Raw genomic sequence first — 11,791 nt, 5'->3', positions numbered from 1 at the left:
TTTAGTACATAAAAAAGCCTCTACATTGATAGGGGCTTTTTTATGGCTATTTAGCCGCTAAAGTAAAAGAACAGCTGATACAGTGCAAAACTTAAAATCAGGCTTAGCCAAATCGGGAGTTTGGTTCGAAGCAGTAAAATAACAGCGATTACAAAAACTAAGTCAGTCCAATGCTTGAAATAACTTTGTCCCATTTGTATCACTAAACACAGCAGTAAACTGACTACTGCAGCATTAATCCCAATCACGGCTTTTCGTATCGTAGCTTGCTGCATAAGCCAAGACCAATAAGGCAAGGTTGCAAAGATTAAAAAGAATGAGGGCAGAAAGATTGCTAAAGTGGCTAGAACCACATTCAGCCAAACAAAGGGCGTTAAAGGCAATAAAGCCCCTAAGTAACTGGCGAAACTAAATAAGGGGCCGGGCATGAGTTGAGCCAGCGCATAACCTAAGTCAAATTGTTCGGCAGATAAAATATGGTTGGCAACAAAGTCCTGATGTAAAAGTGGCAAAATAATATGTCCACCACCAAAAACTAAAGATGCGGCTTGGTAAAAACTAAACAGGCTCTGTGAGAAGAGTGAAGAAGATGAATGCCACACCATAAAAACTACAAAAGGCAAAACAAATGCAATCAGCCAAAGATAAGCCTGCTTTGCTTGGACTTTTGATTTTAAGCTGCTGTCTTGAAGCTTTGATGTCGAATCTGCTGCAAAATAAATACCGACGAGAGCAGCCACTAAGATGACGATAACTTGGCTGAATGACCATGGTACAAAGTAAAGAAACAAGGTGCTAAGTAACATCAGCATATATTGCCAAATGGTTTTGCAGAAACTTGTCAACATTTGCCAAAAGGCCCAGATCACCACAGCAAAAACGATCAACTGAATGCTATGTAGTGTCATCGCGCTGAGTTGATTGAAATACTGCTGACCCAATACCGCGAAACATGCCATGAGGAGCATAGACGGCAAAGTAAAACCGAGCCAAGCCGCGCACGCACCGCGGTAGCCTTGGAGTTGATAACCAATGGCAATACCCACTTGGCTGCTGGTTGGCCCTGGAAGTAATTGTGCGAGAGCAACCAGTTGAGCATATTCAGCATCACTCAACCACCGAAGTTGTTGTACAAAATGTCGGTGAAAAAACACCAAATGAGCAGCAGGCCCACCAAAAGACATGCAGCCCAATTTTAAAAAATGCAGAAAGATGCGAATGAGCTGCTGAGTGTGCATGTTGAATTATGCTGAAAAATTGAAACAGATTATAATAGAGGAATATGACGCTTTTACGAAAAACAACAGTACTTGGACTGCTGATTTTCATACACTATGCTGCTGGAAAACTTCGCTCTATCTCAACCTCGGTGAATCATGTTAAACATTAAACTTAGCCTTATGTCGTTTACATTGCTCGCTTTAGCAGGCTGTCAAAGCATGCCCAAAGTGGCTCAAGAAACGCCAAATCAGGCTTTTTCAGCCGAAACTGAGTCAGGGGAACCCCAAGAGCGACTCAACCAGATTAACTTTAAACAGCTCAAAAAAGAACAAAACCGCCCAATCATTGCTTTGGTATTGGGGAGTGGTGGTGCACGTGGTTATGCACATATTGGCGCAATTCAAGTTTTAGAGCAGTCGGGGATTCGTCCCGACTTTATCGTGGGAACCAGTGCCGGTAGTATCGTCGGTTCACTGTATGCTAGCGGTAAAAATGCCAATCAAATTCGTGATATCGCGCTGAATATGAAAGCCAATGATGTGCGCGATATCCGTTTGGACATGAAAGGTTTCTTTGATGGTCAAAAAGTTGAAGATTATGTGAATGAACAAGTGAGCGATATCCCTCTTCAGCGCTTATCTATCCCGATGTATGTAGTGGCGACTCAGTTAAAAGAAGGTAAAAAAGTCGTCTTTAACTATGGCAATACTGGGCAAGCGGTTCGGGCATCGGTATCGATCCCGAGTATGTTTATTCCAACCAAAATTGGTGCTGACGAATATGTAGATGGTGGTTTAGTCAGCCCCGTACCTGTTGATGTGGCACGTAAGTTAGGGGCAGATATTATTATTGCGGTCGATATTTTGGCGCAGCCGATGTATACCGAAACCTCAAATGTCTGGGGGCTGTTTAACCAAAATATCAATATCATGCAAAAGAACCTTGCACAAATTGAGCTGAAAAATGCTGATATTGTGATTCAGCCAGACTTACGTGAAAAGGTGCATATCTTTGATGTCAGTGGACGGGAAATGACTATGCAAGCTGGGGTCGATGCAACTGTTGCGCAGTTAGGACAGATTCAAAAAGTTTTTGCGCAGAAAAATTATAAGCAAAAATTGAATATTCAAAATATCCAAGCGCGAACGCATTGATCACGCGGATTTCAAAATAAAAGCCTGAATGGACTGGACTAACATGTGTTTCTATAACTCGAAATACAGTCAATCAGGCTCAATGCCATTTATATGCTGTAAAAATATCACAGCGACAATGTTTTTGAATAAATTAAAATTTAAATAAGGCCTATAGATTCAAAAGCTTAGTGTTCTTTATATATATTTTTTTGAATGATAGTCAAATCACTATAAATAATAATGATGGTTTTGTTACCAAATTCAGCGTTCAAAACCGATATAATAAATGTCACATATCCTATTATCTTACCAATTAGAGAACGCGATGTCCCCATTAGATCAAATTGCTGCGGCTGCGGATGACCAGTCTGAACTCACTATGTCGGTCTTAATGACACCTGATATGGCGAATTTTTCAGGAAATGTGCATGGTGGCACCATTTTGAAACTGTTAGACCAAGTGGCATATGCGTGTGCGAGTCGTTTTTCAGGAAGTTATGTGGTGACCTTATCGGTTGATAAAGTTAATTTTAAAGAGCCGATTCATGTGGGCGAGTTAGTGACTTTCTTGGCAAGCGTGAACCATGTCGGTCGTACTTCGATGGAAATTGGTATTCGTGTTGAAGCACAAAATATTCAAAAGCGTACAGTGCGCCATACCAATAGCTGTTACTTCACTATGGTTGCGGTAGATGAAAATGGTAAACCAAAACAAATTCCCGCGTTGAATTTGGACAATGACTGGAAGCGTTGCCGTTTTGAAGCGGCAGAACAACGTAAGGTCGCGCGTTTACAAGAGAACCATCATCCTTCGTGCAGTATTTATAAAAAAACCTCACATAGTTAAGTTTTTAAAAAAAAGATCTCCTACATAGGGGATCTTTTTTTTATGTCTGACGTTTATGTTTGGAATAGAAGTCGATATGGGGAAACTACGCAAATTTGGCTTTCTACACTTGATGATCTCGAATTGCTATAGTCCATGCGCATAAATAAAAAGAAACCAAGATAGGATATATCTTGGTTTCAAGTGACACTAAAAAGTTGTTGCGATCCAGCAGGAGAGTAAAGCCACAGGATCTCTCAACATTTCAATTATTTAGCGGCTTTTTCTTGATTCGGTTGTTCTGCTGATGCTTCCGAAGCAGGTGCATTTGTACTTAAGTCCGTAGTTTCAGCTGTTTCTTGGGTTGATACCACAACTTTGTCTTCTTGAGCTGGCGCTTGTTGAGGTGCAGCAAAAGTTGCAAAGCTCGCAGCTGTTAAAGATGTTGCAATAATTAAGTGAGAAAGTTTCATGGTTTTGGCATCCTTATATTTTATAGATAAAAATAGTTCAGACTGATCATCACATCAATTTGAACTGAGCTTCATGCTATCGCCTGAATATCTGCGGTTCAATCGAAGCAACAATGTGAAAAGTGCACATTACCTAAAACTACAGATGATGAAAAAATAGTAAGCTTTAAGTAACAAGTAGAAGTTTTTTGTGAATAGATTGAGAGGAAATGAAGAATTAATGATCAATATGGATGTTTGAAAACTCACATAAACTGTACAAAGCATGCGAATTAAGTGCGAAACCCTAATTTCAGTACTGAGTAAAATGTAAGGAAGTTTGTCCAATAGGGGTATAAATGAATGAAATGTCAGCCAACTGAATGCTGAGTGTTCGATGCCATGGATTTGAGATGAGAAAGTTGGTGATTTAAATTAAGATAAAGGCTTATTTTATTGTGCTGTTTTTATCATATTCCATGCTAGGTATAAAATTTTGAAACTGATGTCGATGCCGCAGGCGGTTCCTACGCATATTATTTCGGGCTTTCTTGGTGCAGGTAAAACCACTTTGCTCATGCATTTGTTAGGTCAGAAACCGGAACATGAAGTTTGGGCGGTACTGATGAATGAGTTTGGGCAAATTGGCGTAGATCAACAGCTCATGCCACAAACGGAAGGCTATGCGGTGAAAGAATTACTCGGTGGTTGTTTATGTTGTAGCAGCCAACTACCGATGCAAATTGCACTGTCTCGTTTGCTTTCAGAACAAAAGCCTGATCGGCTGTTTATTGAACCCACAGGCTTGGGACATCCAGCACAGTTACTAGAGCAACTGACCGAGCCTCATTGGCACTCGACCCTGCACATGCGTGCGCCGATCACGGTGCTGGATGGTTCGCGTTTACATGATCATGCATGGACAGCACAAAATCTCTATCAGGATCAATTAAAAGCGGCGCAGATTGTGGTGGTTTCGCATCAAGCTCAAATGCAAAAAACAGATCAAGATGCTCTTGAAAAACTGCAAACCGAATATCAGCCTTATGCTCAGCAGTGGCTGATGGCAGAGCAGGGCAAGATTGAGCTTACGCAAATCGATTTTGAGTACATCGGAACAAAACGATTCAAGCAGCCTTTACTGAACGTTCAGCAACAGTTGAAAGCGACTCAACAAGATTTTCCCGAGATTAAACAGTTGCCGTATCACTATGTAGAAACAGCGCAAGGTTATAGTGTTGCAGGTTGGAAAATGCCGAAGCGTTGGGTTTTTAACTTTTACGATTTACTCGATTTACTTTGTGAACAGCAAGATTGGCGACGGATTAAAGGAATTTTCCATACCAATCAGGGGTGGAAGGCATTTAATTTCAATCCTGAACAATTTAGCTATCAAGATGTCGAAGAAGGGATTGATAATCGAGTTGAATTGATTGTTCAAAACGAAAGAGATTGGATGGACTTTGAAAGCGCACTTTTTGAATGTCGCATAGAGCAATGACTTAAATTGTTTTAAGCAAAAAAAGCCGAAATCTTATATGCTAGTCGGCAAATTTGAGGATGGTATGTATGGCGCTTAAAGCTACAATTTATAAGGCAGATTTGAATATTGCCAATATGGATGTCCACCAATATGGGGACTATCAACTGACTTTGGCATTGCATCCTTCAGAAACCATTGAGCGTTTGATGGTGCGTTTGTTGGCATTTGCACGTTTTGCGGATGAAGCTTTAGAGTTTACCAAAGATTTATTTGAAACCAATGAGCCTGCGCTGTGGGAAAAAGACCTAACGGGTCAGTTGGTGAAATGGATTGAAGTGGGCAGCCCAGACGAAGATAAAGTGAAAAAAGCCAGTGCACGTTGTAAGCAAGTGGCTATTGTTACTTATGGCACAGCGGTCGATGAATGGTATAAGCGCAACAGTAAGTTGAAGACATTGAACAATGTTGAAATTTGGCAGTTGTCGACTGCAAGTACTGAAGCGGTTCAAGCCCTGTGTGAGCGGACCATGCAACTTCAGTTAAATGTAATGGATGGTGAGTGGACCTTAATTGGTGACAATGCTCAAGCCATTATTGAGTGGACGCAATTGCAATAAACAAGCAGTTTAACTAGATTTATTGATTGAACAGGTTGGAGCGAGAACATGAGCGCAGAATTAGAAATTATTGATTTGGTTGTCGGTGAAGGCAAAGAAGCAGTCAAAGGTGCTTTAATCACTACGCATTATACGGGCTGGTTAGAAGATGGAACCAAATTTGACTCATCTTTAGACCGCGGGAACTACTTTGAAACTGTGATTGGGACAGGCCGTGTCATTAAAGGTTGGGACCAAGGGATTATGGGCATGAAAGTGGGTGGTAAACGTAAACTCATCGTGCCATCACATTTGGCTTATGGTGAGCGTAAAATGGGCAATATTATTCCTGCCAATTCAAATTTGATTTTTGAAATTGAATTGTATGATGTAAAAACACGTGATTAATCAAAAATAGTGATAATTAAAAGAGTCAATTACAAGGATGTATTTGATTCATTTGTAAAAACACTTGGTTTTTAAGAAAAACATTTGTAGATTAATTCTTAGGCAGAGCGTATTTAAGGGAAGAGTCGCTTTTGTATAGCTCATTGAGCAAACAGTCTTTGTTTGGGCTTATTTTAGGCTGTTTGCTGGTTTTAAGTTTAATACCTTCGACGTGGGCACAATATGAAGCTGAGCCTACGCAGTATTATTTGCACCAAAAAAATGTCAATGACATTCAATTCACCGAACAAACCACCAGTTATTTAAAAGGTACATGGTCTTATTATGACCACGAGCTGATTTCTCAGCCTAATCGTAAACTCCCTTCTAAAACTACCGAATTGCCAATTTCATTTCAAGAACTTACAGGCAGTAATACGGGTTATGGGACTTTTGTCGGTCATTTCAAAATTCCGGATGAATTTATTGGCCGAAGACTAGCCATTCATATACCCAATCAAAATTGTGTTTATCGCGTTTATTTAAATGGTGATTTTTTAGTTCGTTTAGGAGATGTCGCTGATGATGCGGCAGAGCAGAAAACAGAAAATGCACCACGAATTGCTTATTTCGTTCCTGACGGCCCCTATTTTACTTTAAGTATACAAGCTTCAAACTTTACTAATTTACATGGCGGTCTTGAAAACCCCATGCATATTGGTATCGCTAAAACCATCAATCGACATTATCAGCAACTGATGATGAGTATCGCCATGATCTGTGGTGTGGTGTTTGGCGTGGGGATGTTCACCACCATGTTCTCGATGTTCCGTGGTTCGGATGAACGGAATAGTAAAAGTATTTTTGTTTTTGGTATTTTTATTTTATTTCTGGCCTTACATAATCTTTTTACCGCGCCATATGCCTACACGACTTTCTTAGATATCAATTGGTTGTGGGGCATCCGCTTAGAGTATTTATTTATCTATTTAGCGGTCATGTTTTTTTTGAGCTATATGTATTTGCTCAATCAACACTATTTACAGCATTGGATTTATACCGTTTCCATGTTGGTTTTGACCTTAAATATCGTCATTACCTTCTTATCCGAGCAAGTTGTTTTTGAGCAGCTGGCTTTTTATAGTGCTTTTTTTAGTGTTATTATTTTGCTTAATTTTGCCTATGGTTTTTACATTACTTTAAAGACCAAACAAAAATATTCGAAACTCAATTTATACGCCGTGGTATTGCTGTGTATATCGTTCATTCATGACTTTTTGCTAACGCTACATGTGATTGATTCGATTCATCTCTCTTTTATCTCTACCAGTCTGTATGCACTTTTGGTGATGTTTCAACAATCACGTAACTATGCTTATCAGACTTATCATACTGAACGTTTAAATAATAATTTAATTGAATTGAATGATTCTCTAGACCAAAAAGTGCAACAGCGCACTTCACAATTACATGACTTAAATGAAAAACTCGAATATCAAATTCAAATTGATGCCTTAACAGGCGCCTATAATCGGCGTGCATTGAATCAAGAAATTCAGCAGCGCTTTGTAGAAACACAACAAGATAGTCATGCAACTTTGGTTTTTGCCATGATGGATGTCGATTATTTCAAAAATTATAATGATTACTATGGGCACTTAAAGGGCGACGAAGTCCTGCAAAATCTGGTCAAAGTGATTGGTGCGGTACTGCCACATAATGCTTACTTAGCACGCTATGGTGGGGAAGAGTTTGCCATTGTTTTATATAATGTCCCGATTGTGATTATTAGCCAGATTATGCAAACCGTTTTAGATGCGGTACGTAGTGCGCGTTTTGAGCATCATAACCGTCTAGATGGCAAAGATTACGTGACTTTGAGTATGGGCGTGTCGTGGATGGATCGTGAAACAAGTTATGCTAATATTCACGACCTCATGAAAGCAGCCGATCTAAAACTGTATCAAGCCAAAGAAGCGGGCCGTGATCAGATAAAAATGCCCAATGAATCAGATGAAAATGAGTGAATTTAGTTGAGTCATACTTCTGTTAATAAACCTTAGGATAAGAGTTTAACCATGGTCACCATTTTGGGATTTGGAATGTCTTGGACGTGGATTTGAAAGCCATGTTTTTGATAAAAAGAGCATGCCGTTTGGGTGCTTTCTAAACTAATTTGGTAAATTTTTTTACGTTTAAGATGTTCAATAACAGTTTCTAATAAAGCTTTCCCAATGCCGCGCTGTTGTTCAGCGGATGAAATATAATTGAGTAAAATACGACCTTGATCACTGACCATAATAAACCCCACTACGTGCTGATTGAGTACATAGACCCAGCTGTCGTTATAGTGCATCCACATAATCAGGTTGGACTGCGTTTTATTTTCTAGCCAAATTTGAATCGTACTTTCATGGCGATGGTGGTCTTTGATACATGATCGAATACTGTCGTGCACGACATTTAAAATTTCAGGAATGTCCTGAAGTTGGGCTGCCCGTATCATCTTTTCTTCTTAGAGCTATAGAAAGAGCTATTTCATGCTAGGGACTGTATTTATTAAATTGAATTACTGTTAGTACGGATGTAACTTTGTTGTTCAATCGCACTAAGTTAATTATTTTTTATAGTGATTTTGTGAGTGAAAAATCACATTTTGTGATGCCTTTCACGTTTGTGCGAATATGTGTTGAATCACTTGAATGGGTCTGAGAATCAACACCCAATTACAAGTCATCGAATTGAGCATTTGAGTTCATACGTAGTCTGCTTTAATTAATTTGGTGTTTATTTGAGCGATAATGCTGTATTTTAAAAGGGAATATTGGTTACGAGAGCAGAGCATGGCGACATTTTTATTGATGATTTGCATACTCATTGCTTTGGTTGCAGCATCTATTATTGGAATCAAAATTCAAAAAAAGCAACGTTTTCTGAAGCGACAAAAAAAAGTGGTTGAATCGGAAGCAGCATCTGTGCAAATGGCAACGCATACCAATAGAGCACCTCAGGTTGAGCGTGTTATTGAAGTTGATGCTTATGAACAAGAGCTGTTCGATGACGTGGCGACTCTATTTCTAGATCAAGCGATATTGCTCACGGTCGAAGAAGATGCAACGCTGATGCAAAGCACCTTATTGGTCAAAATGCCTGCGAAAACCCAGACACAAATCCGCAAAATGGATTTAAATGAATGGTCTATTTTTTGGAGCTTTTATGATCAGTCGCTTGAATATTATGTAAGTCGTTATGGCATGTTTTATACGCATATTGACCGCAGTGGACGCGAGCATAAAAAAAGCCATCGTACTCGTGATTGATCTCCTCGCTTAAGCTTCTACAGCATCTATCACAGCCATGGATAACTGTTTAAGAATTCGTTCTGCCACATGAGTTAGATAGAAGTCATCTTGTTTTAAGCGTGTCATTAAAATTGCGCCCTCATAATCGGCAACACTGATTTTGGCCAGTGCCTCAGCTTGAGCGATAGGCATCACTTGCTGAAAATAGTGCAACAACGCCAACTCCCAATCTTGAAAAATAGACTGAATTTTGAGATGAATTTGTTCGGATAAATGCGGGATTTCCAGTGACAGCATCCCGACTAAACAGCCTTGAACACCCGCATTAAAAAAGCGGACAGCTTGCTGGTGCAAGTGTTCAAAGCGAACGTAATACTCTAAGTGCGTATCACACAAAATGCTGAACAGTTTATGGTTTAAGTATTGCTGGCTGACTTGCAAAATATCTAAAACCAAAGCTTCTTTATTGGGATAATAATAATAAAATGCCGCTTTACTGAGCCCACAAGACTTTGCTAGTAAATCCATACTGGTGCCTGCATAACCATGGGTTTTAAAGGTTTGCATGCAGTGCGACTGGATTTGTTCTTTACTCAGTTTTTGTGGGCGCATAGAGCTTTAACGTTCCGTAGTGGTTGGTAATGATAAATAACCATTGAAAGTGTTCAGCATATCTTCCCAGATGGCTTCGGCCCCTTGGCGGAAATATCCCATGTGTCCAATTTCTTTCAAGCCATAGTCACTGGCTTCAATATTGAGGTAATGCATGTTCGCATGCCGATAATGCTGCATAAATGCATGCCTTGAGTTGGGTAAAGCCCAGTCATCATCTAGTGCTGAAACAGCATAGATTGGGGCTTTGACCTGTGCATACTGTTCCAGTAAGTGTTGTTGCTCGGGATCTGCAAAAAAGTAGGTCGGATTTTTACACCATTTTCGCCACTGTGTGTAGACATCCACAGGTAAATCGGTACCCATTTTAAGCAGGCTCCAAGGCAGATAGCCCTTTAGTGCAACCATCGGCGGGAAAATAATATTCCACATCACATGCACTTTCATTTTCTCCCGAAACGGCATATAGCCATGCCAGCCTGCACCCGTGCCAAAGCAATACATCGCAGTGACTTGGTCATGGTTGTGGGTTAAACCGAGTGCTTGGCCTCCATAAGAGTGTCCAACCACAAAAATAGGTTTGCCATCTTTGCGGATAGAGTCAATAGCAGCCGACAAGTCTAGCTGTCCCCAGTCCAAATAGGACATGCCGAAACCTTTGAGTTGCTTCGGTGCAGAAAGCCCCACACCACGATAATCAAAAGTTAGGACTTGATAACCTAGAGCTACTGCATACTCGGCAAAGCGGCGATAAAACTGCTGTGGTACACCTGTTGCACTGGCAACAATAATGTTGGCTTTGATCGGCTCAGATGAGGAATAACGTGTACCAACGAGTACATAACCATCGGTTGCTGAAAATTTTACAGGTTGTTTCTCAATTTGGGTCGAAACTAAATGGGCGGTGGCTTGCATTATCATTTCTTCTTTTTTGTTAAATCCTAAAGTCGATTCCAGATTTCTGGGCTTTACTGTCCTTTAAACTGAGCAGGGCGGCGTTGCAGCATTGCCATGACACCTTCTTGGACATCTTGGGTTTTGAGTAGTGGGCTGAGGTGCTCTTGTAAATGTGCAAAGGCATATTCTGCGCCGTGTTGTACTGCTTGTTGCGCAGAAGCTAGCGTAGCTTGAACGGCCAGTGGTGCAGCTTGTGCAATTGATTCTGCAAGGCTCAATGCTCGCTCTAATGCAGCGTTTGGCGTGGATGCTTCTATGACCTCGGTAATTAAATTGAGATCGATAGCTACTTGCGCATTGAAGCTGTCACCTGTGAGTAGATAGCGCATAGCCTTGTTCCAACCCGCCGCTTGTACAAAGCGAACCGTTGCACCGCCAAAGGGTAAAATGCCGCGCTGTACTTCCATTTGGGCAAATTGTGTATTGGCATCGGCAATCACCACATCGGCATTGAGCATCAGTTCAATTCCGGCGGTGAAGCAAAAGCCTTGGACTGCCACAACCACGGGTTTGGCGCGGGGTCTGGAACTGGTGCCCCAAGGGTTAATTTGTGACGCAGGAAAGTCGAAAACGCCTGCAGTGAGTTTGGGTTGCAACTCAACCAAATCAAGCCCAGCAGTAAAGTGTTCTCCGTGCGCAAAAATTACAGCACAGCGCAGTGAAGGATCATCCTCATATTCGGTAAGGGCCAGTGATAAGTCATGAATCATATGGCTATCAAAAGCATTGCGCTTGGCTGCGCGATCTAAACCAATTAAAAATAATGAACCGCGAACTTCGCGACTGACACGACCTTGTTGTTCTGACATTTTGATTATT

At 40.7% G+C, this 11,791-nt stretch carries 13 protein-coding genes; 7 read left to right on the top strand and 6 right to left on the bottom strand.

Annotation, left to right across the window (positions count from 1 at the left end; all coding sequences use genetic code 11):
• Positions 1 to 50: 50 nt before the first annotated feature.
• Positions 51 to 1,238 (bottom strand): chromate efflux transporter, encoded by a 1,188-nt coding sequence (chrA, locus tag KVY11_RS03005; RefSeq protein WP_218288059.1) that lies wholly within the window; start codon positions 1,236 to 1,238, stop codon positions 51 to 53.
• 138 nt (positions 1,239 to 1,376) lie between these two features.
• Between chrA and KVY11_RS03000 the strand changes: the two genes are divergently transcribed.
• A complete protein-coding gene (locus KVY11_RS03000; protein WP_218288058.1) occupies positions 1,377 to 2,375 on the top strand; it encodes a patatin-like phospholipase family protein in 999 nt (332 codons plus the stop codon).
• 307 nt (positions 2,376 to 2,682) lie between these two features.
• Positions 2,683 to 3,204 carry an acyl-CoA thioesterase gene (locus KVY11_RS02995; protein WP_058869179.1) on the top strand — a complete coding sequence of 174 codons (522 nt, stop codon included), beginning with the start codon at positions 2,683 to 2,685 and terminating at the stop codon, positions 3,202 to 3,204.
• Between the two features lie 248 nt (positions 3,205 to 3,452).
• Here KVY11_RS02995 and KVY11_RS02990 read toward each other — a convergent pair whose 3' ends face one another.
• Positions 3,453 to 3,656, bottom strand: a complete 204-nt coding sequence (locus KVY11_RS02990) for a hypothetical protein (protein ID WP_218288057.1) — start codon at positions 3,654 to 3,656, stop codon at positions 3,453 to 3,455.
• Positions 3,657 to 4,131: 475 nt separating this feature from the next.
• Between KVY11_RS02990 and KVY11_RS02985 the strand changes: the two genes are divergently transcribed.
• From KVY11_RS02985 to KVY11_RS02970, 4 genes are all read left to right on the top strand, one after another.
• Positions 4,132 to 5,136, top strand: coding sequence for a GTP-binding protein (locus tag KVY11_RS02985; protein WP_218288056.1), 1,005 nt, complete (start codon positions 4,132 to 4,134; stop codon positions 5,134 to 5,136).
• Positions 5,137 to 5,204: 68 nt separating this feature from the next.
• Entirely contained in the window at positions 5,205 to 5,735 is a 531-nt protein-coding gene (locus KVY11_RS02980) for a YaeQ family protein (protein WP_087010480.1), read from the top strand.
• Between the two features lie 48 nt (positions 5,736 to 5,783).
• A complete protein-coding gene (locus KVY11_RS02975; RefSeq protein WP_004981094.1) occupies positions 5,784 to 6,122 on the top strand; it encodes an FKBP-type peptidyl-prolyl cis-trans isomerase in 339 nt (112 codons plus the stop codon).
• A gap of 131 nt (positions 6,123 to 6,253) precedes the next feature.
• Positions 6,254 to 8,128, top strand: a complete 1,875-nt coding sequence (locus KVY11_RS02970) for a diguanylate cyclase (RefSeq protein ID WP_218288055.1) — start codon at positions 6,254 to 6,256, stop codon at positions 8,126 to 8,128.
• Between the two features lie 32 nt (positions 8,129 to 8,160).
• Here the strand turns inward: KVY11_RS02970 and KVY11_RS02965 are convergent, their stop codons facing one another.
• Positions 8,161 to 8,607: a GNAT family N-acetyltransferase gene (locus KVY11_RS02965; protein WP_218288054.1), complete on the bottom strand. Its 447-nt coding sequence runs from the start codon at positions 8,605 to 8,607 to the stop codon at positions 8,161 to 8,163.
• Between the two features lie 337 nt (positions 8,608 to 8,944).
• Between KVY11_RS02965 and KVY11_RS02960 the strand changes: the two genes are divergently transcribed.
• Positions 8,945 to 9,421, top strand: coding sequence for a hypothetical protein (locus KVY11_RS02960; RefSeq protein ID WP_218288053.1), 477 nt, complete (start codon positions 8,945 to 8,947; stop codon positions 9,419 to 9,421).
• 9 nt (positions 9,422 to 9,430) lie between these two features.
• Here KVY11_RS02960 and KVY11_RS02955 read toward each other — a convergent pair whose 3' ends face one another.
• The 3 genes from KVY11_RS02955 to KVY11_RS02945 are packed head-to-tail and all read right to left on the bottom strand — an operon-like array spanning position 9,431 to position 11,781.
• A complete protein-coding gene (locus tag KVY11_RS02955) occupies positions 9,431 to 10,015 on the bottom strand; it encodes a TetR/AcrR family transcriptional regulator (protein WP_218288052.1) in 585 nt (194 codons plus the stop codon).
• Positions 10,016 to 10,021: 6 nt separating this feature from the next.
• Complete coding sequence (locus KVY11_RS02950) at positions 10,022 to 10,930, bottom strand: alpha/beta fold hydrolase (protein ID WP_218288051.1); 909 nt, start codon at positions 10,928 to 10,930, stop codon at positions 10,022 to 10,024.
• A gap of 53 nt (positions 10,931 to 10,983) precedes the next feature.
• The gene (locus tag KVY11_RS02945) at positions 10,984 to 11,781 is read right to left on the bottom strand and encodes a crotonase/enoyl-CoA hydratase family protein (protein ID WP_218288050.1); all 798 of its coding nucleotides are present in this window, start codon (positions 11,779 to 11,781) and stop codon (positions 10,984 to 10,986) included.
• Positions 11,782 to 11,791: the final 10 nt, after the last annotated feature.

Origin of the sequence: Acinetobacter sp. CWB-G5 (assembly GCF_019209785.1) — a bacterium.
Classification (GTDB): domain Bacteria; phylum Pseudomonadota; class Gammaproteobacteria; order Pseudomonadales; family Moraxellaceae; genus Acinetobacter; species Acinetobacter johnsonii.
The sequence above is the reverse complement of the archived record's forward strand: the minus strand, read 5'-3'. Positions and strand labels throughout refer to the sequence as shown.

Coding starts and splice junctions, on each gene's coding strand:
- KVY11_RS02960 (WP_218288053.1), top strand. CDS start 8,945: ATGGCGACATTTTTATTGATGATTTGCATACTCATTGCTTTGGTTGCA.
- KVY11_RS02980 (WP_087010480.1), top strand. CDS start 5,205: ATGGCGCTTAAAGCTACAATTTATAAGGCAGATTTGAATATTGCCAAT.
- KVY11_RS02955 (WP_218288052.1), bottom strand. CDS start 10,015: ATGCGCCCACAAAAACTGAGTAAAGAACAAATCCAGTCGCACTGCATG.
- KVY11_RS02990 (WP_218288057.1), bottom strand. CDS start 3,656: ATGAAACTTTCTCACTTAATTATTGCAACATCTTTAACAGCTGCGAGC.
- KVY11_RS02965 (WP_218288054.1), bottom strand. CDS start 8,607: ATGATACGGGCAGCCCAACTTCAGGACATTCCTGAAATTTTAAATGTC.
- KVY11_RS02945 (WP_218288050.1), bottom strand. CDS start 11,781: ATGTCAGAACAACAAGGTCGTGTCAGTCGCGAAGTTCGCGGTTCATTA.
- KVY11_RS02975 (WP_004981094.1), top strand. CDS start 5,784: ATGAGCGCAGAATTAGAAATTATTGATTTGGTTGTCGGTGAAGGCAAA.
- KVY11_RS02995 (WP_058869179.1), top strand. CDS start 2,683: ATGTCCCCATTAGATCAAATTGCTGCGGCTGCGGATGACCAGTCTGAA.
- KVY11_RS03000 (WP_218288058.1), top strand. CDS start 1,377: ATGTTAAACATTAAACTTAGCCTTATGTCGTTTACATTGCTCGCTTTA.
- KVY11_RS02950 (WP_218288051.1), bottom strand. CDS start 10,930: ATGCAAGCCACCGCCCATTTAGTTTCGACCCAAATTGAGAAACAACCT.
- chrA (WP_218288059.1), bottom strand. CDS start 1,238: ATGCACACTCAGCAGCTCATTCGCATCTTTCTGCATTTTTTAAAATTG.